Source organism: Endozoicomonas sp. ALB032, assembly GCF_049310125.1.
Taxonomy (GTDB): Bacteria; Pseudomonadota; Gammaproteobacteria; order Pseudomonadales; family Endozoicomonadaceae; genus Endozoicomonas_A.
Genome location: NZ_JBLYNW010000001.1, coordinates 6,735,782 through 6,760,817, shown reverse-complemented (window position 1 = coordinate 6,760,817; position 25,036 = coordinate 6,735,782). Strand labels below are relative to the sequence as shown.

General features: G+C 47.7%; 19 protein-coding genes. 6 read left to right on the top strand and 13 right to left on the bottom strand.

The genetic code is table 11. From position 1 onward, the window contains the following. Positions 1-6: 6 nt before the first annotated feature. The 3 genes from ACO6VG_RS24480 to ACO6VG_RS24470 all read right to left on the bottom strand — a co-directional run bounded on the left by ACO6VG_RS24480 (position 7) and on the right by ACO6VG_RS24470 (position 3,757). Positions 7-1,983 carry an amidase gene (locus tag ACO6VG_RS24480; RefSeq protein ID WP_422134711.1) on the bottom strand — a complete coding sequence of 659 codons (1,977 nt, stop codon included), beginning with the start codon at positions 1,981-1,983 and terminating at the stop codon, positions 7-9. A 255-nt stretch (positions 1,984-2,238) separates the two neighbouring features. Beyond that, positions 2,239-2,832: a transposase gene (locus tag ACO6VG_RS24475; protein WP_422476078.1), complete on the bottom strand. Its 594-nt coding sequence runs from the start codon at positions 2,830-2,832 to the stop codon at positions 2,239-2,241. Beyond that, complete coding sequence (locus tag ACO6VG_RS24470) at positions 2,825-3,757, bottom strand: transposase (RefSeq protein WP_422476076.1); 933 nt, start codon at positions 3,755-3,757, stop codon at positions 2,825-2,827. Before ACO6VG_RS24470 ends, ACO6VG_RS24475 begins: the two co-directional genes overlap by 8 nt. Positions 3,758-4,753: 996 nt before the next feature. On the opposite strand from ACO6VG_RS24470, the gene ltrA reads away from it, so the two are divergent. Further along, on the top strand, positions 4,754-6,061 hold the full coding sequence (gene ltrA, locus ACO6VG_RS24465; RefSeq protein ID WP_422132384.1) for a group II intron reverse transcriptase/maturase: 1,308 nt from the start codon (positions 4,754-4,756) through the stop codon (positions 6,059-6,061). 237 nt (positions 6,062-6,298) lie between these two features. On the opposite strand, the gene ACO6VG_RS24460 is transcribed toward ltrA, so the two are convergent. The 5 genes from ACO6VG_RS24460 to ACO6VG_RS24440 form a co-directional block, all read right to left on the bottom strand. Continuing rightward, the gene (locus tag ACO6VG_RS24460) at positions 6,299-8,332 is read right to left on the bottom strand and encodes an amidase (protein WP_422476074.1); all 2,034 of its coding nucleotides are present in this window, start codon (positions 8,330-8,332) and stop codon (positions 6,299-6,301) included. Positions 8,333-8,508: 176 nt separating this feature from the next. Beyond that, positions 8,509-9,288, bottom strand: coding sequence for an FKBP-type peptidyl-prolyl cis-trans isomerase (fkpA, locus tag ACO6VG_RS24455; protein WP_422134709.1), 780 nt, complete (start codon positions 9,286-9,288; stop codon positions 8,509-8,511). A 242-nt stretch (positions 9,289-9,530) separates the two neighbouring features. Further along, positions 9,531-10,769, bottom strand: coding sequence for an organoarsenical effux MFS transporter ArsJ (arsJ, locus tag ACO6VG_RS24450; RefSeq protein WP_422410888.1), 1,239 nt, complete (start codon positions 10,767-10,769; stop codon positions 9,531-9,533). Next, a complete protein-coding gene (locus ACO6VG_RS24445; RefSeq protein WP_422134707.1) occupies positions 10,744-11,538 on the bottom strand; it encodes a metalloregulator ArsR/SmtB family transcription factor in 795 nt (264 codons plus the stop codon). The genes arsJ and ACO6VG_RS24445 overlap by 26 nt, the downstream gene beginning before the upstream one ends. A gap of 64 nt (positions 11,539-11,602) precedes the next feature. Continuing rightward, a complete protein-coding gene (locus tag ACO6VG_RS24440) occupies positions 11,603-12,607 on the bottom strand; it encodes an ArsJ-associated glyceraldehyde-3-phosphate dehydrogenase (protein ID WP_422134706.1) in 1,005 nt (334 codons plus the stop codon). 431 nt (positions 12,608-13,038) lie between these two features. On the opposite strand from ACO6VG_RS24440, the gene ACO6VG_RS24435 reads away from it, so the two are divergent. From ACO6VG_RS24435 to ACO6VG_RS24425, 3 genes are all read left to right on the top strand, one after another. Further along, positions 13,039-13,374: a PBPRA1643 family SWIM/SEC-C metal-binding motif protein gene (locus ACO6VG_RS24435; RefSeq protein ID WP_422134705.1), complete on the top strand. Its 336-nt coding sequence runs from the start codon at positions 13,039-13,041 to the stop codon at positions 13,372-13,374. A 457-nt stretch (positions 13,375-13,831) separates the two neighbouring features. Next, the gene (locus ACO6VG_RS24430) at positions 13,832-15,559 is read left to right on the top strand and encodes a WD40 repeat domain-containing protein (RefSeq protein ID WP_422134704.1); all 1,728 of its coding nucleotides are present in this window, start codon (positions 13,832-13,834) and stop codon (positions 15,557-15,559) included. Between the two features lie 242 nt (positions 15,560-15,801). Beyond that, a complete protein-coding gene (locus tag ACO6VG_RS24425) occupies positions 15,802-16,605 on the top strand; it encodes a hypothetical protein (protein WP_422476072.1) in 804 nt (267 codons plus the stop codon). A 28-nt stretch (positions 16,606-16,633) separates the two neighbouring features. On the opposite strand, the gene ACO6VG_RS24420 is transcribed toward ACO6VG_RS24425, so the two are convergent. Then, positions 16,634-17,617: a hypothetical protein gene (locus ACO6VG_RS24420; protein WP_422476070.1), complete on the bottom strand. Its 984-nt coding sequence runs from the start codon at positions 17,615-17,617 to the stop codon at positions 16,634-16,636. A 72-nt stretch (positions 17,618-17,689) separates the two neighbouring features. Between ACO6VG_RS24420 and ACO6VG_RS24415 the strand changes: the two genes are divergently transcribed. Then, positions 17,690-17,833, top strand: a complete 144-nt coding sequence (locus tag ACO6VG_RS24415) for a hypothetical protein (protein WP_422476068.1) — start codon at positions 17,690-17,692, stop codon at positions 17,831-17,833. Between the two features lie 21 nt (positions 17,834-17,854). Here ACO6VG_RS24415 and ACO6VG_RS24410 read toward each other — a convergent pair whose 3' ends face one another. The 4 genes from ACO6VG_RS24410 to fba (ACO6VG_RS24395) form a co-directional block, all read right to left on the bottom strand. Then, the gene (locus ACO6VG_RS24410; RefSeq protein WP_422476066.1) at positions 17,855-18,877 is read right to left on the bottom strand and encodes a hypothetical protein; all 1,023 of its coding nucleotides are present in this window, start codon (positions 18,875-18,877) and stop codon (positions 17,855-17,857) included. Positions 18,878-18,950: 73 nt separating this feature from the next. Next, positions 18,951-19,856: an N-acetylglucosamine kinase gene (gene nagK, locus ACO6VG_RS24405; RefSeq protein WP_422476064.1), complete on the bottom strand. Its 906-nt coding sequence runs from the start codon at positions 19,854-19,856 to the stop codon at positions 18,951-18,953. 90 nt (positions 19,857-19,946) lie between these two features. After that, entirely contained in the window at positions 19,947-21,011 is a 1,065-nt protein-coding gene (gene fba / locus ACO6VG_RS24400; protein ID WP_422134699.1) for a class II fructose-bisphosphate aldolase, read from the bottom strand. Positions 21,012-21,383: 372 nt separating this feature from the next. Next, a complete protein-coding gene (gene fba / locus ACO6VG_RS24395; protein ID WP_422134698.1) occupies positions 21,384-22,241 on the bottom strand; it encodes a class II fructose-1,6-bisphosphate aldolase in 858 nt (285 codons plus the stop codon). 958 nt (positions 22,242-23,199) lie between these two features. Here fba (ACO6VG_RS24395) and ptsI point away from each other — a divergent pair. Continuing rightward, complete coding sequence (ptsI, locus tag ACO6VG_RS24390) at positions 23,200-24,921, top strand: phosphoenolpyruvate-protein phosphotransferase PtsI (RefSeq protein WP_422138602.1); 1,722 nt, start codon at positions 23,200-23,202, stop codon at positions 24,919-24,921. Positions 24,922-25,036: the final 115 nt, after the last annotated feature.

Sequence of the window (25,036 nt, the reverse complement as noted above, 5' to 3'; positions counted from 1 at the left end):
CAATAGCTATAAATCTTTATGAGGCAGATGAGCGTCAGGGGATGGTTTTTCATGGGGTTTAAAACCTTTCAAAAACGTATTGCTCTCCGCCTTTTTCACGAGTTCTTCAGCCATCTCCTGTTCAAGCAAACTGCCAATGGCAAGCAACAGATATTCGCTGTCAATTGCTCCCATTAACTGAAGGCCAAAAGGCAGGTCTTCATGATTAAAGCCGCAGGGAATGGTCACCCTGGGGCCTCCTGTCAGGTTGGCCAGTGAAGTATTAAATGCCAGAAGGTAAGCTTTGGCTAAATTCAACTCGCCAGCGGTATTTGTTAGCCAGTGGTTCACTCTGGCCGGAGCAGGCGTTAACGTTGTTGGCATTGCAATAACATCAACCTTTGAGAAGATATTTTTTTCAAAGTGATCTGCCAGCACTTTCTGGTTCTGTCTGGCTCGTTCGGCCTGTTCATTAGACAGGGCTTTGCCCATTAACAGGGCCATTTCAGTTTCATAAGGTATACCTTTGCCCAAAAAATTGAGATTCCCTTTCGCTGCCCAGCTCCCAAACAGGGTTATATGGGTTGCCCAGAGCCGTTTTCTGAAATTCTCAGAGGTAAACTGCATTTTGACGAACAGGTTGTCTTTGCGATTTTGCAGTTTTTTAAGTCGGGTTCCTAATCGGTCGAGACATTCAAATGTTTTCTCTGAAACTTCTTTGTCTGCATGTTCAAGCCAGTCAGGATCAAGGCCTATTTTTAGAGTCTTCAAAGCTTCAGCTACTTGAAGGGTGGGATGACGTCCGCTTGCAACCTGATAGCCCAGAGCAATATCTTTAAAACGCTTACCGATGAGCCCAATAGCCACCATGTCTAACTCAGCGTTGATGTAATTTTTGGTGGACAACTTGTCAGATGTGGGTTTGAGACCGGGTAAACCATTTAATGAGGCAGGAATGGATACAGAGCCACCACCATCAGTCCCTACTGTTAATGGCGACAGGCCAAGGGCAACCATCAGGGCACTGCCACTGGATGATCCACCCGCGACATGGAAAGAACTGAATCGATTAGAGATCCCGGGAAAGTGGGGGTTTTCTCCCGTTGCCCCAAGCCCGAAAAGATGTTGATTGGTTAGGCCCAGGATAATAACACCCTCATGCTTTAACAATCGTACCACTTCAGATTCAGTCTCTTCAGTGACAATGGGAAAAAGCGATTGATCGGCTATTTTTTTTCGATTAACGCCAGCGGTCGCGTAATAGCCTGCAACATTGACTTCTGATTTTACAGCAATAGGAATACCTTCCAACTCGCTGATAATCCGTTGCTTTTTACACTCTTCAATAACTCCATTATACGCTGAAATACACTTTAGCCACCGCTGATCGGAGGCCCTGGCCATAAGCATGGCGAGATCTTTGTTTTGCTCAATCAGTACATCCTTCATGCTTTCTGGCAGTTTTTTTTCGTACCAGTCATAAATATTTTCAACCAGCCTGGAAGGGGTTAGTTTTTGTTCTGCAAACAATTGCTGAATATCATCAATGCCACCGGCACGATCAAAAAGTTCGGATATCTTGCCAGTTGTGCTGCCACGAGAGCCTCTCTCTTCAGAAGGTGTCTCTTCAGAAGCTGTCTCTTCAAAAGGAGCCCGTTCTGGCTTGTCCGGAATACCTGGATTGAGAGCCGTCAATTCTGCCTCAGAGAAAAGCACAGGGTCTTCAGGGTTTATGCCACTCATGACCAACTGACTTTTGACGAACTCAATCTGTCGATCAACAGTCCCATGACCCACTACCCAACTTCGAACAAAGGACAGCCAGAATCCGGAAAGGTTTTGTGAAGAGCTTAGCCAGTCTGGGTAATAGTCCCAGGAAATATAAGGCTTTTGCCGGTAAGGGTTATAAATATCAACAAGAGTAGGGTCAGATAAGTCATAGCCATTACTGCCGGTTGCCATCACAAGAAGAGTGAATACAAGAGCTACACCTGAACGCCGCATTAGAGTTCCTCAATAGATTATCATTAACAATTTTTTCAACAGGAGCCCAGTATAGAACACTCGGAGTCTGAGCCATTTTAGCAAAAACGTTCAAACCCTCGCCCAAACGAGGGTGCCACTAAACTCCTAGGAGCCTGACCGAGAATAGCGCAACCAGACCAACAGAAGTTTTCCCAAATCTTAAAATGAGCAAAAAATATCCAATTATTAGTGGGATTTTGCTCATTTTTGCATATTTATGCCTTCTCACAGCCTCTATGCTGCCTTTTTAGCCTCTTTCAAATCTTCAAGACGGATTGACCTCGTGGAAGCCGCTTTTACAAATTTTTTGATATTATGCGCAGTGCATACCAGTGAAAATTCCGCTGAAACTTTTTCTTTGCTGCGGAGACTGAACCCTCGGAAACCAGATTCTTTTATCTGTCCAAATGGTGGCTCCGCAATAACTTTACGACGCTCATATATGGCTTTCGCACCGGCTGTCTCCATTTTCTTATTCATAGCCTGACGTGCTTTTTCAAACTTATCGGTACGGATAACCCTGCCAGCCTCTTTCTTTGAATCACTGCAATTCCGACGATAAGGGCATTCCCTGCATACCGTCTTGTTTGCCCGGTAGCTTTTTCTTTTGCTTTTGCTGGCCGGGTTCGTTACCAGCTTTTCCCCTGCCGGACAGATAAATACATCAGCTTCGGAATCATACGCAAAATCCGCTTTGACAAACTTCCTGTCAGAGCTTTCAAGGTCGTCAGCGGCAGGCTTCTCCGCCTTGTCGGTTGCGATATAGGCATCAATCTCATGTCGCTCGACTGTATGTAAGTTTGACCCTGAAAAGTAACCATTATCCATAACTCCACTTATCTACAGCCGCGCCATCAGTGGCTCCTGATAATGCCCTCAGCGCCGGCTCCACTTCCTGTACATCGTTGGCGTGTTGGCTGACATGCTGGCCAACAATGATCTGGTTATCGGAATCAACTGTAATTTGAGCATTGTAGCTGTACTCACAATACCCCTTCTTGCTCATCATGCGGGCATCGTGATCTGCAAAACTGATCTGCTTTTTGTCGTCTATTGGTTTGTCTGGATTTAAAGCTTTTTCACGTTCTTCAAGTGCTTTCTTGGCCTCTTTGATTTTTTTCAGGCGCTCTTCTTTAAACTGGAGGTCTTCAGGAATGCTGTAACCATTGGTTGCTTTGTAGGCGTCATCTTCTTCCTGATCACACTGACTGGCTTTTTTGATCAGCTCATCCACTTCGGCACTGAGTTCTGCCTCTTTCGCTTTGAGCCTCCCGTAGCTCATGGCCTTGTGTTTTGAGCTGTTGGCTTTGAACTTGGAGCCGTCCAGGCTGATATGACCCAGTGATGCCATTTTGAGTTCAATGGCCAGTTTGACTGACTGTTTGAAGCAGTCATGGAAAAACGACAGATTATCCTTACGAAAGTCACCAAGAACCCTGAAATTCGGGCAGTTCATTTGTGAGATATACATGAACGCCAAGTCTTGTCGACACCGTCGCTCAATCTCACGGGAACTGAAAACACCATGGCTGTATGCGTAGATCAGAATAGCGACAATGAGCTTTGGAGGGTATGCGTGCTGACCAAGGTGGTGATATTTTTTTTCGACTTCAGACGTATTAATGTTCTGAAAAATGCTTTCATAAATAAAACAATCATGATCTTTGGGAAGCAAATCGAAAACGTTGGTTGGGAACAGCAGATGCTGATCAAACTCAACAGGACTGTCCTTAAACTTTGGTGGTGGTGACATTTGGCATAATCAGAGTTGGTTTAAGGCTTATCATAACAGATAAGCCTATTCTCGGTCAGGCTCCTAGGAGCCTGACCGAGAATAGACTGCCCTACTGCGGCGGCAGCAAATTGGTCTGAAAATCCGCTTTTGTTCGTCAAATAGCTCGCTATTCTCCTCACAAAACCGAATTTTCATCCTCAATTTTCTGCCGTCCTCGCTACGGGCGCTATTCTCGGTCAGGCTCCTAGCAGCCTGTCGGACTTAAGCGTCCGTAGCGAGGATTGCAAGAAATTGAGGATAAAAATCTCTGTTTCTGAGGAGAATAGCGAGCTATTTGACGAAGAAACAGAGATTTTTAGACCAATTTATTGCAACCGCAGTAGGATAGTCTTAAGTCCGACAGGCTGCTAGGAGGCTGACCGAGAATAGCGCCCGTAGCGAGGACGGCAGAAAATTGAGGATGAAAATTCGGTTTTGTGAGGATTGCGCCTTGCAAGCGCGTAAAATCTTGTGGCCTGAAATGGTCATCGCGGTAAAGCTGTGGTCGGCAGCCGTGTACCGAGTCTTGCGTGGTAGAAGGTAACGACTACTGCGAAGCGTAGACAGGGTGATAACAGGCCGTAACGTCTGCTAAGGGATAATTAGCCCCGAAATTGAACGTGGTTGAAGTAGCTGACCTTCTTTCTCAATGGGGAAAGCGGAAGTCGGGAGCTCCGCTAATGACAAGGCATCCCGACTGCTTCCGGGGTTCGTACCCACGGCATGTTATCGAATGATTTTACGTGAACAAGGGAGATCCTGAACGTTCAGGCGGAGCCTGTAGGGTCCGACGAGCCTGTAAAGCAAGAACGACTTGATGACGTTCAGGAAGTCAGACCAGCTGATAGTACTCCGAGGCGGGGAGAGCCCGTCACATGGGGAAGCGGCTGGCGGTATTTGAGCCTTTCCAGGGAAACATGGGCTCCACATCTGAGGGAGTTACGGTCTTTTACGCAGTGAGAAGGTAAACCAGCCATGGCAACGGGACTGGAGAGGGTAGCAGCGAAAGCCCGGAGTTATCCGAAACTTCGCTTTACAAGTCTGGCACATCATATTACCCCGGCGAGCCTGTGTATGAATCTGAACAAGATTCCACACAACACATCGCCCGGAGTCGATGGGCTGACTGTCGAAGAGACAAAGAAAGACTTTAAGCGGTGGTTGGAACAGACACTGACGTCTATCCATCGGCAAGGCTACAAGGCACCGCCGGTCAAAAGGGCATGGATACCCAAGCCGGGAAAAAAGGAAAAGCGCCCTCTGGGTGTTCCCTGCATCAATGACCGGGCTTTGCAGCGAAGTGTTGCTGATGTGCTGAATGCTATTTATGAGCAGGACTTTTTGCCCTGTTCCATGGGTGGCAGGCCACGACTGGGAGCGCACCATGCCCTGTCCACTTTTAACGAGGTGGTTTCAGGCCGAAAGGTCAGCTGGGTGCTGGAAGCGGACTTGAAGAACTTCTTTGGGAGTCTTGACCATGGATGGCTGCTTCGTTTTGTGGAACACCGGGTCGGTGATCCCAGAATCCTGAACCTTATACGGCGCTGGTTGAAAGCCGGGGTGATGGAGGCCGGGGAGTTGCAAGAGTGTGAAGAAGGTACGCCTCAGGGTGGGCCGATCAGCGTAGTTCTGAGCAACCTGTACCTGCATTATGTACTTGACCTCTGGTTCGAGTGCATGGTCAAGCCTCGGCTAAAAGGCGAGGCATGGCTGATCAGGTACATTGATGACTTTGTGGTGTGTTTTCAGTATCGCAGTGATGCGGAGCGGTTCATGAATGTGCTGCCACAGCGACTGGAGAAGTTTGCGTTGAAACTGGAGCGGGATAAAACCCGGTTAGTCAGGTTCGGACGTTTTGCCAGTCGTGGGGGAAGACGACCGGAAACGGTTTACTTCCTTGGCTTTACGCACTACTGCACAAGGAATCTGAAAGGAAACTTCATGGTGGGAAGGAGAACGGAAAAATCCCGCCTAAGACGCAGCATAGCCAAACTGAAGGAACTGCTGAGACGAATACGCCATGAACCGCTGCACGAACAAGTGACAGCGATCAATCGACGGTTGAGAGGGCATTATGCGTATTACGGTCTGGGAGGAAACTTCCGAAGTATGGAGAAGCTTTACCGGTTTGTTGACCGCTACTGGTACAAGATGCTGTGTAGCCGATGCCGGAAAGGCAAGATTCCATGGGAAAAGTACCATAACCTCAAGCAGCTTCTGCCGCTACAGAAACCGAGGATAATGCTGCCTTTTATGGCAATGAAATCCATGGCTGTGCTGTGAGTCAAATATCGAAGAGCCCGGTGCGGGAAATCCGCACGCCGGGATCTGAGGGGGTTGGAGCTACAATTGGTAGCTCCTTCTACCCGGTGAATAGCGAGCTATTTGACGAACAAAAGCGGATTTTCAGACCAATTTGCTGCCGCCGCAGTAGGGCAGTCTATTCTCGGTCAGCCTCCTAGACGGCAGCGGAAGCAGCAGTGCTGCGAAAGGAATTTTGACCATCATGGTGCGCAATAGCTACAAATCTCCTTTCCTGACTTTATAAGGAACACTGCCACCATCATCAGGGGATGGTTTTTGATAGGGTTTAAAACGTTTCAAAAACGTGTTGCTATCCGCCTTTTTTCTGAGTTCTCCGTCCATTTCCTGCTCAAGCAAATTGCCAAGTGCAAGCAACAGGTATTCACTATGAAAAGCACCCATTAGCTGAAGACCAAAAGGCAGGTCTTCATGATTAAAGCCGCAGGGGATGGTTATCCTTGGGCTGCCTGTCAGGTTGGCCAGCGAAGTATTGAATGCCAGAAGATACGTGGTGGCAAAATTCAACTCGCCAGCTGTATTTGTTAGCCAGTGTTTCAATTTGGCTGTAGCAGGCGTTAAGGTCGTAGGCATGGCAATAACATCAACCTTTGAAAATATATTGTTTTCAAAATGACCGACCAGGTCTCTCTGGTTTTGTTTGGCTCGCTGGACTTGTTCATAAGACAGGGCCTTGCCCATCAACAGAGCCATTTCAGTTTCATGGGGTAAGTCCATACCATCAGTTTTGCCTACAAATTTGAATTTCCCCTCCGCTGCACCATGCCCAAACAGGATCATATGGGTCGCCCAGAGCCGTTTTCTGAAGTTCTCAGGCATAAATTGCATTCTGACAAAGAGGCTGTCTTTGTGACTTTGCAGTTTTTTAAGTTGGGTTCCCAATCGGTCAAGACATTCAAATGTTTTCTCTGAAACTTCTTTATCTGCATGTTCAAGCCAATCAGGATCAAGGCCTATTTTTAGAGTCTTCAAAGCCTCAGCTACTTGAGGGGTGGGATGAATTCCGCTTGAAACCTGATAACCGAGGGCAATATCTTTAAAACGGTTACCAATAAGTCCAATAGCCGTCAGAGCCGGCACTGCGTAGTCATAATTTTTGGTGGACAGTTTGTCTGTGGTGGGTTTAAGACCGGGTAAACCATTTAGTGAGGCAGAAATGGATACAGACCCTCCATTATCGGTACCTACTGTTAATGGCGACAAGCCAAGAGCAGCCATCAGGGCACTGCCACTGGATGATCCACCCGCGACATGGAAAGGACTGAATCGATTAGAGATCCTGGGAAATTGTGGATTTTCTCCCGTTGCTCCAAGCCCGAGAATATGTTGATGGGTTGACCCCAGAATAATAACTCCCTCACTCTTTAACCGTTGGACCACTTCAGATTCAGTATTTTCAAACGCCATGTAAAAGGTCGGATGATAGGCCATTTTGCGACGAAGGCCAGCGGTCGGGTAATACCCTGCAACATTGATTTCTGAGCTTACGGCAATAGGAATACCTTCCAGCTCTCTAATAATCCGTTTTTTTTTACACTCTTCAATAACACCCAGGTATGCTGAAGTACAATTCCGCCATCGCAGATCCGAAGCTTCAGCCATTTTCATTGCCAGATTTTTGTCTTGTTCAATCAGCACATCCTTCATACTTTCTGGCAGCTTCTTTTCGTACCAGAGATAAATATCTTCAACCAACCTGAGAGGGGTTAGTTTTTGTTCTGCAAACAATTGTTGAATGTCATCAATGCCACCGGCACGATCAAAAAGTTCGGATATCCTGGCAGTTGGACTGCCGCGAGAGACATTGTCTAAAGAAGGAGCCTCTTCAGAAGGAGCCTCTTCAGAAGGAGCCTCTTCAAAAGGACCTTCTTCAAAAGGTCGCCGTTCAGGCCTGCCCGGAATACCTGCGTTGAGTGCTGATAATTCTGCGTCGGAGAAAAGCACAGGATCTTCAGGGTTTATGCAGCTCATGACCAACTGCCTTTTGATGTACTCAATCTGTTCATTGATACTCCCAAGACCCACTACCCAATTTCGGGTATAGTACAGCGAAAATCCGGAAAGGCTTTCTGAAGAACTCAGCCAGTCAGGATAATAGTCCCTGGTGATATAAGGTTTTTGCCCGGTACGACGATCAATATCAACAAGAACAGGGTCGGATAAGACATAGCCATAACTAACGGCCGCCACTAGAAGAAGAGTGAATACAAGAGCCACACCTGAACGCTGCATTGTAGTTCCTCAATAGAGTCTCTTTGACAATTTTCTAAGCAGGAGTCCAGTATAGATTAATGGGAGCCGACAAGGTTTCAGATTCTCTTTGGTATCGACCTGTACTCATTTTTTAACATAAAAAAAGGCCGGAAGATCTCCGGCCTTTTTGACTGACTGAAAACGATAGTCAGGAATTACTTCTTGTCAGTGCTGTTTTTGTCATTTTTGGTTTTATCGCTGTCGTCAGCGATATCCAGCAGTTCAACTTCGAAGATCAGTGTAGAAGCTGGTGGGATGGACCCTGCAGCCTGATCACCGTACCCCAGTTCAGCTGGAATATACAGCTTGTACTTGGAGCCTTCCGGCATCAATTGCAGACCTTCCTGCCAGCCTTTGATCACGCCGTTAAGAGGGAAGGTAGCTGGCTGGCCGCGCTCAACACTGCTGTCGAAAACGGTGCCATCGATCAGGGTGCCCGTATAGTGAACGGTGACCTGGTCTTCAGGGCCCGGCCTTGCTGCATCTTCTTTACCGGCTTCAATAACTTCGTACTGCAAACCTGAATCAGTGGTTTTCACGCCTTCTCTCTTGGCGTTTTCCTTCAGGAAGTCTTCTCCCTTCTTGCGGTCTTCGTCCAGACGCTCCTGAACCTTTTTCTCAATGATGGGTCGGATACGCTCTTCGTGACCCTGCAGGGCGGTGCGAATCTCTTCATCGTTCAGCTTACTCTCGCCATTCAAGGCTTCCATAAATCCTTTCTTGAGCAGTTCACGGTCAATGGTGATACCCATTTCTTCCTGCTGCTTGAGGGTTTGATCTGCGTAGTTGCCCAGCGAAGCCCCCATAGCGTAGGCGGCTTTCTGCTCAGGGGATTCCAGCTTGACTTCTTCAGTAACGGGTTGGGTGTTTTCCCTACAACCTGCGGCAAGAGCAACTACTGCGGCCAACGCGGTTACTTTGAGAACCTTTTTCACTATTTTTCTCCAATGGGTTGGTCAAAGTCCTGCCAGTCAAGGGCTTAGACCCGGTAAAGACAGGGAGAACCCTGCCCTGATGATTAAATATTGAATAATGGCACAGGGATTATAGTAATTGAACTTTTCAGAGCTTTTTTTGTGGGTTCTGACACTCTCTTGACCTTTTCAAACTGGATGTTGACTAAATTAGCGGCTTTATTGGTACATTTGTGCATATTTTTATGGATTCAGCCTGTGTCTTAAAGCTTGTTAACGGGAGAGGGAGCATGAGGATGCAGCCTCGGCAGGCCAAGGGAGATCAATGTAGTCAAGGCAACAAACAGGCAGGATACCCAGAGGCAGACAGTCAGTCCACCCAACTGGAACAGCCATCCTGATAATAGGGTACCCGTCAGTCGACCCATGGCATTGGCCATATAATAGAATCCCACATCCATGGACGCCCCATCCTCCCGGGCATAGCTGACAATCAGGTATGAATGCAGTGAGGAGTTAATAGCGAAGATGGCACCAAACACCAGCAGTCCGGCAATAATAGTCAGCTCAGGGTGCCATTCCAGCTGGATGCCCGAGGCAACAGCTATTGCGGATAATAACAGTGCTGCTGCCCAGACAGTGGCAGCTCTGCGTCCGGGAGGTGAGTCACTTTCATTGCCGGTAATTCGTGGCGCCAGCCCTTGCACAAACCCATAACCCATCACCCAAAGGGCCATAAAGCCACCGGTTTCAGAGTGACTCCATTCAAAGACACCAGAGAGATAGACCGGCAGGGCAATGACAAACCAGACATCCCGTGAGCCAAACAGAAACATTCTGGCTGCTGAGAGGATGTTGATGGCGCGGTTGTCAGAAAATATATGACTAAATTTCGCTTTTGCTCTGGACTTGCCGAAGTCCCGGTTCAGCCAGATCAGACTCATAATCAGAACCAGAGCCAGAACTGTCGCCATGGCAAACAGTGTATTTCTGAAGCCAATCAGTGATAAAAGTGCACCACCCAGAAAGAAGCCAGCCCCTTTCAGAGCATTTTTTGATCCTGTCAGGATAGCGACCCATTGGTACAGCTTACCCTGTTGTTTGCTACTGACCAGTTTTTTGATGGCTGTTTTGGCACTCATTTTATTCAGGTCTTTGGCAATACCTGAAAGGGCCTGGGCAAACATGACCAGTGGCACCGATAACCACTGGGAAGGTACGGTAAGCAACAACAAAGCAAAAATCTGCAGGCCAAGGCCGAAGTTCATCGTGCGGTTCAGTCCCAGTCTGGACGCCAGCCAGCCACCGACCAGGTTGGTTACGACACCGAAGAACTCATAGAACAGAAACAGCATGGCTATTTCCAGAGACTGATAGCCAAGACTGTAAAAATGCAGTACCACCAGCATCCGGAGGGCGCCATCGGTCAGAGTGAAATTCCAGTAATTGAACGTCACCAGCAAATACTGTCTGAGGTCATACGACAGATTCTTTAACACCATACTTTCCCGACTTTTGTCTGCTGCTGTTTGAAGCCTGTTCTTTCAGGCGGATCTTTTCCTGGTTAATAAAATCCGGCTGGCCGGTTCTTGTTACCGCCAGAATCAGCTTCATCCAGGGTGGAAGATTGGGATTGAGGCGATAGAAAATGTTCTGGGCACGGCGATGAGAGCTCAGCACTTTTAAAGTACGCATCTGTGCCAGATGACGGGAAATCTTGGACTGACTTTCCTGAAGGGCTTCTACCAGATCATTGACGCAGAGTTCATGTTCATCCTCAATCAGCATAAGAATACGCAGTCGTGTATTGTCAGAAAGCAGCTTGAAAAAGTCGCCCGGATTGGAATCATTTTTGATAACGTTGGGGGTATTCAGCTGGAGAAACAGTTTGATGTGTCCTTCCAGAATGTCTGCAGTAGTTTCAAACGGGCTCAGACCTTCCTGTCGTCTGGGGTCTGCAAGATCCCAGTGTAACAGTGCGTCCGATTGAGGGTAGTGAGCACATTCGTTTTTGGCGTTATCACACAGGGTGATAACATAATCAAAATGCTGTTCTTCAAGATCCTCCAGACTCTTGCTTGTCAGGCCATCAGCGGCGATGCCCCGTTTTTTCAGCGTCTGAAAGACTCTGTCATCAATACCCTGGGGCTGGGTTCCGGCACTGAAAACTCTGAAGTCATCATCGGCCATATTGCGAAAGATGGCTTCTGCCAGCTGAGAGCGGGCCGAGTTTCCGGTACAGAGAAACAAGATAGAAAGCAGTGTCGTCATCGGTAATAAATGTCCGTCGTATAACACTCGGTTTGGTCGGCTCAGGGCCGGGTTTGAAATTAACTCAGGCTCCTAGCCCGACTTTTCTGGCCAGTTCAGCCGTTCTGGCTGAATAACCCATCTCATTGTCGTACCAGGCATAGATCTTCACCATTCGATCATTGACCACCATGGTTGAGAGCGCATCGACAATACTGGAGCGGGTATCGCCCAGATAATCGATAGAAACCAGGGGCCTTTCCTCGTAACCGAGGATGCTTTCCAGTTCATTTTCGGCGGCTGACTTCAGCAGACTGTTCACTTCTTCAATACGGGTGTCTTTTGCCACTTCAAACACCATATCGGTCAGAGAAGCGTTGGCCAGAGGCACACGAACAGCATGGCCATTCAGCTTGCCCTTCAATTCCGGAAAGATGTGGGTGATGGCTGTTGCAGAGCCGGTGGTGGTGGGAATCAGTGACATACCGCAGGCTCTGGCACGACGCAGATCCTTGTGGGGAGCATCCAGAATGGTCTGGGTGTTGGTGATGTCGTGGATAGTCGTCATGCTGCCACGAACAATGCCCAGGTTCTCGTGAATAACTTTTACGACAGGTGCCAGGCAATTGGTGGTGCAGGATGCAGCCGTTACAATCCGGTGTGTTTCCGGATTGAAGAGGTGATCGTTAACACCCATAACGGCGTTCAGGACCCCTTCTTCTTTGACAGGAGCGCTTACAACCACACGCTTGACACCCTGATTGAGGTATTTTTGCAGGATTGACGTTTTCTTGTGAACGCCGGTGCTGTCAATAACCACATCGCAGTCTGACCAGTCAATGTCGTCTATTTCTTTCATCTGACTGCAGGCAATCGTTCTGCCATCAACGTTAATGCGGTTGTCAGCGGCTGAAATATTGCGTGACCAGCGACCCTGAACAGAATCAAACTCCAGCAGGTGCGCCAGGGTTGGGGCACTGCCTGCTACATCGTTGATTCTGACAAACTCCAGCTCTGGCCAGTCAAAAGCTGCACGCAACACCAGACGGCCTATTCGGCCAAAACCATTAATACCTACTTTTACTGCCATGATGACCTCACTACTTCAGGTTGTTTTATGAATTGAAGAATAAGTTTGAATATTTGAATATGCGGATAATCAAATATAAAAAAAAGAGTGTCAAGTATTACGCGTTGATTTCAGTCATTCTACCTGCAGGACTTAAGTTGGGTTTGCATGGCTAAAAAGCTCTTGGTAGCAGATTTCTATGGAGATAGCGGTTATGGATGAAAGGATAGACCCGGTTTTCACTGGTGGCATTCTTGAACTGGTCATCAGGGCTCGCTGGCGTGGAGTCGCGGCCTTGGAGGCTGAGTAATGAGCAATTTGACTAAAAATTCATCAGACTTCTGGCTAAATCCTTTCAAATCCAGTAGATTACGTCGGTTTTACTGGCTATCCCTGCTCAGAGGTTATCGGGTACGGATAAAAAATTTACGATCAAATGTGGTGGGCTACCTATGCTTTATGCCGAAGGCAACCGTCTGATGAACCTTGCGGATAAACACAACCGGGGTTTCGAGCGTAAGAAAACAGCCCGGCTGGGTACTGAGAAAAATCCTGCCAGTGTGGTTGTTCAGAATGAAGAGCGTGAGCAGGAGCTGTCGGCCATTTTTGAAGAGAATGGTTGGTTTTACACCATTGAGATTGATGAAGAGAAGCAGGAAGATGTCTCTGATCTGGAGTTACTGAAGAACCTGCCAACCACCAGGGTGGTAGAAAAAACGCCGGGTCGCAACGATCCTTGTGTTTGTGGTAGCGGTAAGAAATACAAGAAGTGCTGTGGCCGATCATAATAGCCTGGCACTGTGCTACATAAGAACCTGCCAGACTTTTCAGGCGGCTTTCACTTCAAAAGGCTCTGTTGGTTACCTGGTGGTAGTTCATTTGCCACCGGACTCGACTGTCTCCCACCTTGATTATTGCCCTATCGTTTTGTAACTCTGGCATCTGTGAAGCTGCAAGCATTTATAACGAATGGTGATTCTGGAGTTAATTTATCCTATCCAGCGGATTATCGAATTCGCTGATTTGGACCTGTGCAGACTGTTATTGATCAACGAAGTTCGGAATCTGTAGCGGAGTGAGCTGGTGCTAAGCGGCGCTGCCCAGTGTGTGATGAAAGACAGAAGCACTGTTGGTTGCCATTACCAACATAGTATGAACTTTTATTCCAAATCCGTGTCCAACTGCCGTATCCACTTTTAATGTCGTTTCAAAATAAGGACAAATAAAATTTTAGAGGAGCTGGAAATGACACCAGAAATCAGGCAATTAAATGACAATTCCAAAATTGTCGATTCAATACAGACGCCTTCAGGGCGATCTCAATCAGAGCCGCCAACCGGTATCGGTATGGGCAGAGACATTAATGCATCTGGCCAGTGTGAATCTTTATTGGAGCAAATGCCCTTAGAATTGAAATATAAAATCATTGACTACTTGCATCTTCCAACTGCAAACCTTTTAAAACGGACATGCTCCAACCTCAAAAATGCTATCAAAGACGGCGATGTTCTGGCAAAAGCCTGGTATAACCGGTTTCCTTCGGCACATCAGGCTCGACTGGAAACAATCGTCAGTACAAAAGATGACAACCAGCTTCACGATTGGTTGGGACAGTTTACGAATGATAAGGCACTAATCAAATCACTTATACAATGCCGGGAGAGTTGTGATTTTCCTGCTATTTTCTATTTCACCATGACTGAACTGATGTCTAAATGTGAAACGTTTAAATTGGTTGATAATGGTGAGATTTCTCATGCTGGCCGGGTTGCATTAGCCACCTTCAGCGACGATGGCCTCCATGTGTTGACCAGGAGGGTGTCTGCCGGTCCTAACACAGTGAAAATCTTTGGTCAGAGCATCAGTGGATCATGGGATGTAAAAGCTAACATTCCTCATATCGATTGTACCAATTCAGCCAACTTCAGCACCGATGGCAATCATCTGGTCACCGCCAGTAGTGATGGCACGGCGAAAATCTATGGTCAGGAGGCTGATGGATCCTGGGAAGCAAAAGTGACCATTAATCATGTTCGTGAGGTCAACTCAGCCATCTTCAGTCCCGATGGTACTCTTGTGGTCACCGCCAGTGATGATTGCAATGCGCAAATCTATGGTCTGGAGGCCGACGGATCCTGGGTACCAAGAGCCAGCATTTTTCATGAAGGTTCGATAACCTCAGCCAACTTCAGCGCTGATGGACGCTATGTGATAACCACTGGTAATGATATGAAGCTGAGGATCCATTACCGAGAGGAAGATGGATCATGGCTGTTTAAAGACACTATTACCCATGACAGTAATCTAGACTCAGCCATCTTCAGCCCCGATGGCGCCCACGTGATGACCATTGGTCAAATGTTTGCGAACAATATGGATCTATTCACCCCCGACTCCATCTGCGATTACATGGTGATAATCTTCGGCCAGGATTCCGATGGATTCTGGAAAGAAAAGGCTGACATCAGGCATTTTCGTGAGGTCAACTCAGCTAGCTTCAGCCCCGATGGCATTCACGTGGTAACTGCCAGTAGAGATGGTATGGCGCAAATCTATGGTCAGAAGGCCGATGGATCATGGCAACGAAAAGCCAACATTGTCCATCAGAAGTCGGTGGTATCAGCCACTTTCAGCGTCGATGGTCGCCATGTGGTGACTGCCAGCTATGATAAAACAGTGAAAATCTATGTTCTGAGGGCCGATGGAGTCTGGAAAGAAAAAGCTTCCATTGCTCATGACGACGAGGTCAATTCAGCGATCTTCAGCTCTGATGGTCGCCATGTGGTGACTGCGAGTAAAGATAAAACGGCTAAAATCATTGGCCAGGAGATTGATGGATCATGGGTAGTGAAAGGCACCATTTCGCATCAGGGTGCAGTCGACTCAGCCACCTTCAGTAGCGATGTTCGCTATGTGTTAACCGCCAGTCGTGATCAGACGGTGAAAATCACTGAAATAAGGATGGGTAATTGATTTTTTTTCTCAGTCTAAATCAACGGCCAACACTGGCGTTACAGGATTTTTTTACAGGTTGGTCTGCTCTGAAGGTCTGCATATCCTTTGAAGGGTATGGTGTGAATTTCAGGAAATTTCTGGTGGTTTTGTCAGTTATTCTCGGCATTTTTTCTGGGAGTAAATGTTTTTCATGGTGGTTATGTGGTGATTATATGGTACCCAATTTTCCCGTTTTGGCCATTCCTGGTCACGAGGCTTTCATGCAAGATCTCATGGCGGCTGCCCATGAAGTCCTGAATCGTGATCCAGACGACGATGATTCTATAACTGACACGCTACCTGTCGTGCCGAAACATGTTGTTCCCTATATTCCTTCCGACAGACAGCAAAATGCTGCACCCAAAAAACTGGACGAGTGCACCATTACCTTTCCTGAGGTGCCTGAGGATTCGCCTTTTCTGGTTGGTGTTCGGGAGAAAGATGCAAAGGCAGCAGCGAGGGCTCCAGAGGCAAAGGTCCCTGAAAGTTCAACAGAATGCAATCTGTCGGATGAGCTTGTTGCACGTCAGGAAGAAAAAAAACAGCTGACCGACGCTATTATCGAATTACGACTTGAGTGTCTTAAAATCAGCCGCAAATGGGAAACTTATGTCCCCCGTGTGGATATCGATTCGGAAGCTGCCCGGGACGTAATTAACTACGCCATGGCTATGCGTCGCGGTACCGTAAAAAAGTCAACAGTCGCATACCACAGGGCGCAACTGAACAAGCAGGTGGATACTGTTAATGTCCAGTCTGCAGGGGATCATGCCAAACAGGCTGTCAATCGCCCTGAGGCTGACCCTACACCCAAATTACTCAGTAACGCTGGTATTTGCGCGGAATTAATGAAGACACTGGAATTGGCAAAAGATGCTGCAGCTATTTATGATCCAGACAGAAGGTCACTTGAGGATGATGTCAAACTGCAAGAAACCATCAAAATCTATGAAACTTATCAAAAAGTAAAGGGGCAGTTAGTCGACTTACAGGCAGCCCTGCAGGGGATTGATGATTTTTCGTAACTAAATGATTGCGACGATTTTATCAAAGTCACTGGTCCAGAAGAACGTGCATTTCTTCTATCTGTTTGCTGCAGCGGATGTTTGAGGGGGTAGAAGCCAGTTCAGGGCAATTCTCATCATAACCGGGATTAGGCGTTCGGGAGGGTGAAGCAATCATACAGTTCATCCAGATCAACCCAAAGAATGCTATTTCTTTCATTGCCTCAATCTTGCCCCGGAAAGTCTTAGGCCAGAAGCTTAAAGCATCAAAGATATCTGGCGTGCCAAGGCTTATCTCAATGCAATTACTGAACACTTCAAGCACAAATTCCCAAAAGCTGAATTCGCTACGATGGATGTTGATGTACAGGCTGTGTTTATAGGCTTCAAGGGAGTTCCAAACCATGCCGAGCATCATCATCGGAAAGGCATAGACACTGTTTGATAGCTGATAAGTGTTCCATATTTTCTGGTAGATCATGCCATGGAAGAAAATTTCAACCAGGTTGCCACCCCCATTGTACAGGGCATAAGTAGCGAGTTCTGATAAAGACTCTGGATGTAGATAGATATCATCTTTTATGGGCACGATAGGGTAGTCGGGTATTTCATAGACATGGTTGCTGTAGGTAGCTATTTTCAACAGTGTCTGACAGTCAGGGAGCAGGTTTTTCCCAGAGCTGTTAAAGGTCAATGAGGGAAATGAGTAACATGCGTATTCCAGTGTGTTGGGAGGCACAAAAACAGTTTTCTCGAAGATCCAACGCTCCTCATTTGAAAGGATGGTATGGCATACCAGGTGCCTGGGAAAATAAAAGGGGTCAAGCTGATGGCGATCCCTCATGGCTTTATGACAGCTTTCATGGGCTTTACTCACCTGAACGCCGTCGTCTGCTTGTGTCGGCGTATGAAAATAAAAGCCGAGTAACGCAATCAGCTGAACAGTGCTGAGCATTTTAATTTTCAGTGAGCTGAGTTTTGAAGACAATTTATTGCAGCCCGGGCATCCTGCAGGCTTATGGGAAGGATTCATTGTTGCCTCTTCCTTTCAAAAGGAGCAGATCTGCAGGGAAGCGTAGACCTTTTTGATGAATTGTAAAAAAGAATGGTTTTTGCACAATGGAGTTTTGCGACACCCGCTAAGTTCATCTCCATGAAAAAAACCATTTCTGTTTCTGTCGCCAGAGACCTTCTGGAAAAGCTCAGACCTGCAGCAGGTCATCCTGTTTCAGCCAGACATTCCGGGTAAAGTTTTTTGTTACGTGGGAATCTATTGATCCAGAAGAACGTGCATTTCTTCTATCTGTTTGATGCAGTGGGCGTTTTCGGGGGCAGAGGCCTGAGTCGGGCAGTACTCATGGTAAGCATTGTCCAGGGAGTATGAAATCCAGGAAGTTACAGTGACATAGCAGTTCAGCCAGGTGAGTCCAAAAAATACCAGCCCTTTCATTAAATAGATGTCGTCCGGGGAATCTTTCGTTAAATAGATATCGTTCCGGAAAGTTGGTAATAATTTTAATGCCTTAATGACTTCCGGTGCTTCAAGCTCTATTTCAATGGGCATGCTGATAGTTTCAAAAAAGGTTTCCCAGGTGGTGAATTCATGTTCACGATGAGTGTTAATGGCATGCAGGCTGTGTTTATAGATTGCAAGAGAGTTCCAGACCAGGCCGAGCATCATCAGTCGAAGAGCGAAGGCATTGTTAGAGAGTTGATAATTTTGCCATATTTCCCAGTAGATCATGCCATGGAAGAAGGCAGCAGCCAGATTGCCACCGTTGTACAGGACAGAGGTAATGAGTTCTGACAGGGTCTGCGTGGGATGCAGATAGATATCGTCTTTGATGAGTACGATTGGGTAGGGGTAGTCGGGTATTTTGACGGCTCGGCTGGGGGACACGGTTTTATTTGACATTGCCTGGCATTCAGACAACTGGGCTTTCTCAGAGGTATTTCTCGCAAATGAGCGACAAGTGTATTCCAGCCTGTTGGGAGGCACGAATGCGGTCTTCTCGATAAAGAGACCCTTTTCAGTGTGAAGGATGCTTTTGCATCTCAGACGTTTGGGGAAATGAAAGGGATCGAAATGATGACGGTCTCGCATGGCTTTATGACAGTTTTCATGGATTTTACTCATCTGAACCCCGTCATCCGCTTGCACTGACATGTGAAAACAAAAACTGAACAGAGCCATGAGCTGGATAGTGCCGAGGTGTCTGATTATCAGTGCGCTGACTTTTAAGAACTGTTTATTGCAGCCCGGGCATCCTGCAAGCCTTTGGTAAGGAGTCATTGGTGCCTCTTACTATCAGAAGAATAAAGTAGACGAATAAGACATGCAGGAAAGCGTAGACCCTTTTCAGAAATCAGGCATTCAGCATAGCAGCACCACGCACACCCCCGGCATCACCGAATTCTGCCTTGCGTATCTCCGGCAGTTGTCCGATGTTCAGAGTGTATTTTGGCAGCAGAGGAGGAACCAGTTCGTAGAGTTCATCAAAGTTTGACAGGCCGCCACCCAGAACAATGACACCAGGGTCCAGAATATTGATCATGGCACCCAGTCCCGAGGCGAGCAGTTCACAGTAAATCTCAACAGCTCGTTCTGCCCGGGTATCATGATGGCGGTATAGTTGTACTATGTCTTTGCCTGACCGGGACTCGTCGGCAACATGCTTATATGCCAGCTCCAGACCTCTGCCTGACAGGTAGTTATCCAGACAGCCGTGCATGCCACAGCCACACTTGATGATGGGGAAGTCTTCGCCAGCCAGTTTGAAAACATGGTAGGGCAGTGGTGTGTGTCCCCATTCGCCTGCCAGGTTGTTTCTACCATCATGAATCTTGCCGTTGATATAGAGACCGCCACCACAACCGGTTCCGAGAATCACCCCAAAAACCGTAGGAATTTTATCACCTGCTCCGCCAATGGCTTCCGACAGGGCAAAGCAGTTGGCATCATTTTCAATTTTGATGGGGCGATCCAGAAGTAATTCAAGATCAACTTGCAGATTCTGGTTGTTGGTACAGGGCACATTAGCACACTGAGCCTTGCCGGTATCAGGATTAACAAATCCGGGAATACCAATACCTACACTACCTCGTGTGTTTAATTCACGATCGGTTTCTAATACCAGTTCACGTATGGCTTTTTTAAAGGCATCGTAGGAGTCGGTCGGTGTGGGTAAGCGTTTGCTCACGAGTTTGTTATGCTCATGATCAAAAACGGCCAGCTCCATTTTAGTGCCACCGATATCCACTCCATACAGCATGGCTCACTCCTGAATCTGTTTTAAAGTAGTTTAAGCATAAAAAAGCCAACCCCGGAGGAGGTTGGCTTTTGTGATCAAGCGACGGTTGTATTACTGGATTTTTGGGTCCAGCTCACCCTTACCGTAACGAATAAACATGCTTTCCAGACTGGTGTTGCCAATCTTTGAACCCTGACCTGCAGCGCCGAACGCTTCATAACGCTGGATGCAGATGTCTTTCATGGCTTTGGTGGCCACTGCGAAATATTTGCGCGGGTCAAATTCGGAAGGGTTTTCTGCCATGAAGCGGCGAATAGCGCCCGTAGACGCCAGACGCAGGTCGGTATCAATGTTGACCTTGCGAACGCCGTGACGAATACCTTCCTGAATCTGTTCCACCGGTACACCGTAAGTTTCAGGGATTTGCCCACCGTTTTCGTTGATGACTTTCAGCCATTCCTGGGGAACAGAAGAGGAGCCGTGCATCACCAGGTGGGTGTTCGGGATGCGCTGGTGGATTTCACGAATACGGTCGATCGCCAGAATATCGCCTGTCGGTGGACGAGTGAATTTGTAGGCGCCGTGGCTGGTACCGCAGGCAATGGCCAGGGCATCCACATGAGTGGCTTTTACAAATTCTGCTGCTTCATCCGGGTCTGTCAGCAGCTGATCGTGTGACAGGGTGCCTTCTGCGCCGACGCCGTCTTCTTCACCGGCCTGTCCGGTTTCCAGAGAGCCCAGGCAACCCAGTTCGCCTTCTACAGAAACACCACAGGCGTGTGCCATTTCTACTGTGCGACGGGTTACATCAACGTTGTAATCGTAGGAAGACGGTGTTTTGCCATCATCTTTCAGTGAGCCATCCATCATCACGGAGGTGAAGCCAAGCTGGATGGAACGTTGGCATACAGCGGGGCTGGTACCGTGATCCTGATGCATAACGACTGGAATATGGGGGAACTCTTCAGTGGCGGCCAGAATCAGGTGTCTCAGGAAAGGGGCACCTGCGTATTTACGGGCGCCTGCAGAAGCCTGAACGATGACCGGGGAGTCAGTCTCGTCGGCAGCCTCCATAATGGCGCGCATCTGTTCCAGGTTGTTGACATTAAATGCGGGGACACCGTAGTTGTTTTCTGCGGCGTGGTCGAGCATCTCACGCAAGCTGATCAGGGCCATTGCCTGCTCCTGCTAATCAAGGGGTGATTGAATTCGGTGGCTATTATCCCTGTTTCTTGGGAGTGGTGCAAAACATGAACGGCTTCAGGTATCTGAATACTAGTTCAGATAAGAAAGAGGTGGGCAAATAATAAGCCCGTTAGTCTGAACTACCGGGCTGATAAGTACTCAGCCATACGGAATCGAATATTTCTGGCTTATTGGGCAGGTGCTCTGCAAGGCGCAACGACGGGAACATAGCAAGCTATGTGACCAGAGTTGCAACGCATCACGACTGCATGGATGCAGGAGCTAGAGCAACGCAGGAGCAGTTGCCGCGAGTGCCTGAACAAGAAGTCAGAAAATATGATTTCGTATGGTTGAGTACTTAAATCAGGCTTTGCCTTCGGAGCCGAACTCACGGATTTTACCCATGACGGTTTCAATGATGGCTTCTTTACCCGGGCCAATGACCTTACGTGGGTCGTAAACTTCAGCGTCGTTGGCCAGGACCTTGCGAACCATGTTAGTCCAGGCGATCTGGTTTTCTGTGTTTACGTTGATCTTGGCGGTGCCACGGCTGATGGCATTCTGGATATCGGCAGTCGGTATGCCTGTGCCGCCATGCAGAACCAGTGGCACCCCCGTCAGCTCTTTAACCTGCAACATTTCTTCAAAGCCCAGATTTGGCAGGCCTTTGTATGGGCCGTGAACAGAGCCGAGAGCAGGGGCCAGACAATCTACGCCAGTGCGTTCAACCAGCTCTTTACATTCCTGCGGATCAGCGTAGATGCAGCTATCTGCAACAACGTCGTCTTCCTGACCACCAACAACACCCAGTTCCGCTTCAACGGATACGCCAAGAGCGTGAGCATACTCAACCACGGTTTTGGTCATGGCAACATTCTCTTCGAATGGGCCGTGAGAGCCGTCGATCATCACGGAAGAGAAACCGGCTTCGATGGCTTCTTTGCATTTTTCAATGCTGGAACCGTGATCCAGATGAACAGCAACCGGTACAGTAATTTTCATGCTCTCGATCAGGGCATTTACCATCGCGGTAATCACCTTGAAGCCACCCATATAACGAGCCGCGCCTTCAGATACACCAAGAATAACGGGAGACCGGGTTTTCTGGGCGGCAGTCAGTATAGCCTGAGTCCACTCCAGATTATTGATATTGAACTGGCCAATTGCGTACTTGCCTTCCAGAGCTTTTTTCAGCATTTCGGTCATGGATACCAGTGCCATAAAGGTTTCCTCGGTCAGTGGTCGGGAGAGCTGAGTCTGAATCAGTTTGAGTATCAGTCAACGATGAAGTTTGATAACACTTTCATACTGAGCCGTGCAAACTGAAATGTTTATGCTGTGATGCAAATTAATCCTGAGGCCGGAAACTTGGCTTGCCTGAAGTCTAACAAAAAAACTTTATCTTTCTCCAGTTATATAGAAAGAGAGTTTAAGAATTTTTTCAGCTTATTAATGCCTTGATCCTTTCAGGGGGCTTATGTTGACAAGAATTATATTTCCTCTTTATTAAAATAATGTTGTCGTTTAATGAAAAGAGTCATTGGGTAAGGTGTATGAAAATTCTGAGTATTTTATTGAAGTATGTCGTAAAAAAATGCTTGCAGCGGTCTGTTGACAGGGTGTTAGGTAGTAATGCGTATATTGGCTGGAGGTCAATCCTATTAAGGTGTGGAGCAATTTTTTGTGAGAAGGTGGGGGCTTTTTTAGTATTTCCTGAAGGAGTGACACGTCTTTTTTTGGGATTGAAGTGCTAAATAACGTCGCCTCCCTGAAGCAACCCTGAATGTTAGTGGATTGATCCGGTTTATTAATGAAAAAACATTACATAGCAGTGGGCTTTTTATGGTTTGAAGGCATTCTAAACCGCTTGTTGATGGTGTTTATTTTAGTGTGGCTGTTCATCATACGGCAGGCGATTAATTAGATGATGCACTATCTTGGAGTGGGTCTCTCTATAAGCAATGAAGTTTGTAAGAAACTCCGTATTCAGGTGCACGTTTTGAAATAATTTGTCGAGCTATGTCAGGGTTTGTGTGATTGATTGCCGGTTGTATCCTGTCGCTTACAAGCCTGATACTCCGGTAGCTGAGCAGCTATGAGCCGAGAAGAGTAGTTTGCGTCACTTTTCATCATGAGAAGAGGGCGGGCGGGCTGTTTTTCCCGGCAGGTAACTTTTTGAGTGGGTAAGATCATGTTTTCAGGCATCATTGCGTCTTCCGGCGTGGCCATTGGTAACGCCTTTGTGCTGAAAGAGGTCGAAATACAGATCAGCGATGGCGTTCTGGACAACTCTGAGGTCGAGGCGGATATCACTCGCTTCAGGCAGGCCAGAGATCGCGCAGTTGAGCAGCTTGAAGCCATTCGTGATAAAACTGCAGGCAAACTGGGGGAAGAGGAAGCTGAAGTCTTTGAAGGTCACATTCTGGTGGCAACAGACGAAGAGCTGGAAGAAGAAGTTATTTCAGCAATCCGTTCGCTGAAACCGGCAGATGCGGCACTGAATGACGCCATTATGGCTAATGTCAGTATGCTGGAAGAGCTGGACGACCCGTATCTGCGTGAGCGTGTAGCGGATATCAGGGATGTAGGGCGCAGGATGCTGAAGAATTTGCTGGGTATTCCTGTGACCTCTCTGGAGGAGGTGGAAGAGGGTTCTATTATTATTGCCAATGACCTGACTCCCTCTGATACTTCCCAGATTGATCTCAAAAAGGTCTGGGGTTTTGTGACCAACGTCGGTGGTCGTACTTCTCACTCTGCTATTATGGCTCGTTCTCTTGAGTTGCCCGCCATTGTTGGAGCCAGGGTGGCGACTGACAGAATTCAGAGTGGTGATCAGGTGGTGCTTGATGCCATCAACAATAAAGTGCTGGTGAATCCTGATGCCTCCGCGCTGGATTACTACCGGACGCTTCAGAAACAGCTGGATGAAGAACGTATTGAGCTGACCAAGCTTAAGGATCTCCCCTGCGAGACCCTGGACGGTAAAGCCTTCGAAGTCTGTGCCAATATTGGTACGGTCAAGGATATCGGAGGAGCTGATCGTCATGGTGCTGAAGGTGTGGGTCTCTACAGAACCGAGTTCCTGTTTATGGACCGCACTCAAATGCCTTCGGAAGAAGAGCAGTTCGAGGCTTATAAGGCCGTTGCTGAAGCCATGGGGGGGCGGCCGGTAATTATCCGCACTCTGGATATCGGTGGTGACAAGGAGCTGCCCTATCTTGATCTGCCTGAGGAACTGAATCCGTTTCTCGGCTGGCGAGCCATTCGAATGTGCTTTGACAAGCCTGAAATTCTTAACACCCAGTTACGTGCCATTTTCAGAGCCAGTGCTTTTGGCAAACTGAAGATTATGTTCCCCATGGTCATTTCCGTGGAAGAAGCCCGTCGGCTGAATGCCATGATGGCAGCGGTCAAGTCAGAGCTCAGCAATGAAGGCGTGTGCTTTGATGACCATGTTGAGGCAGGAATCATGGTGGAAACCCCTGCTGCGGTTATGATTGCCGACCTGCTGATTGAAGAAGTGGACTTCTTCAGTATCGGTACCAATGACCTGACCCAGTACGTTCTGGCTGTGGATCGTGGCAATGAAATGATTGCTGATCTCTATGAACCTATGTCACCCGCTGTACTGCGTGCCATCAAACGGGTGATTGATTGCTCTCATAAAGCAGGCAAGTGGACCGGTATGTGTGGAGAAATGGCGGGCGATGAGCGTGCCGCTTTGATACTTGCGGGTTTAGGGCTGGATGAGTTCAGTATGAGTGCTACGTCGATTCCCAGGGTTAAAAAAGTGCTCAGAGAGCAGCGTTTCGAAGCATTGCAAAAGCTGGCCAATGATGTGGTAAATCAACCTACCATCAAGGATGTACAAGCAGCCCTTGATGCATTTATTCAATGACCGACAGGGGGGGCATGGGCTCCCTTTTTTCAGAATTGCCAGAGAAAGTCAGTAGACAAGCAGTTCCGGATTAGAGTCCGATAGCCCGGACACAGTGCCCAAGAGTAAGAATATT

What these genes read in the sequence shown, in the direction of transcription:
- ACO6VG_RS24480 (WP_422134711.1), bottom strand. Translation starts at nt 1,983, where the DNA reads ATGCGGCGTTCAGGTGTAGCTCTTGTATTCACTCTTCTTGTGATGGCA.
- ACO6VG_RS24475 (WP_422476078.1), bottom strand. Translation starts at nt 2,832, where the DNA reads ATGGATAATGGTTACTTTTCAGGGTCAAACTTACATACAGTCGAGCGA.
- ACO6VG_RS24470 (WP_422476076.1), bottom strand. Translation starts at nt 3,757, where the DNA reads ATGTCACCACCACCAAAGTTTAAGGACAGTCCTGTTGAGTTTGATCAG.
- ltrA (WP_422132384.1), top strand. Translation starts at nt 4,754, where the DNA reads ATGGCAACGGGACTGGAGAGGGTAGCAGCGAAAGCCCGGAGTTATCCG.
- ACO6VG_RS24460 (WP_422476074.1), bottom strand. Translation starts at nt 8,332, where the DNA reads ATGCAGCGTTCAGGTGTGGCTCTTGTATTCACTCTTCTTCTAGTGGCG.
- arsJ (WP_422410888.1), bottom strand. Translation starts at nt 10,769, where the DNA reads ATGGTGTTAAAGAATCTGTCGTATGACCTCAGACAGTATTTGCTGGTG.
- ACO6VG_RS24445 (WP_422134707.1), bottom strand. Translation starts at nt 11,538, where the DNA reads ATGACGACACTGCTTTCTATCTTGTTTCTCTGTACCGGAAACTCGGCC.
- ACO6VG_RS24440 (WP_422134706.1), bottom strand. Translation starts at nt 12,607, where the DNA reads ATGGCAGTAAAAGTAGGTATTAATGGTTTTGGCCGAATAGGCCGTCTG.
- ACO6VG_RS24435 (WP_422134705.1), top strand. Translation starts at nt 13,039, where the DNA reads ATGCTTTATGCCGAAGGCAACCGTCTGATGAACCTTGCGGATAAACAC.
- ACO6VG_RS24430 (WP_422134704.1), top strand. Translation starts at nt 13,832, where the DNA reads ATGACACCAGAAATCAGGCAATTAAATGACAATTCCAAAATTGTCGAT.
- ACO6VG_RS24425 (WP_422476072.1), top strand. Translation starts at nt 15,802, where the DNA reads ATGCAAGATCTCATGGCGGCTGCCCATGAAGTCCTGAATCGTGATCCA.
- ACO6VG_RS24420 (WP_422476070.1), bottom strand. Translation starts at nt 17,617, where the DNA reads ATGAATCCTTCCCATAAGCCTGCAGGATGCCCGGGCTGCAATAAATTG.
- ACO6VG_RS24415 (WP_422476068.1), top strand. Translation starts at nt 17,690, where the DNA reads ATGGTTTTTGCACAATGGAGTTTTGCGACACCCGCTAAGTTCATCTCC.
- ACO6VG_RS24410 (WP_422476066.1), bottom strand. Translation starts at nt 18,877, where the DNA reads ATGACTCCTTACCAAAGGCTTGCAGGATGCCCGGGCTGCAATAAACAG.
- nagK (WP_422476064.1), bottom strand. Translation starts at nt 19,856, where the DNA reads ATGCTGTATGGAGTGGATATCGGTGGCACTAAAATGGAGCTGGCCGTT.
- fba (WP_422134699.1), bottom strand. Translation starts at nt 21,011, where the DNA reads ATGGCCCTGATCAGCTTGCGTGAGATGCTCGACCACGCCGCAGAAAAC.
- fba (WP_422134698.1), bottom strand. Translation starts at nt 22,241, where the DNA reads ATGGCACTGGTATCCATGACCGAAATGCTGAAAAAAGCTCTGGAAGGC.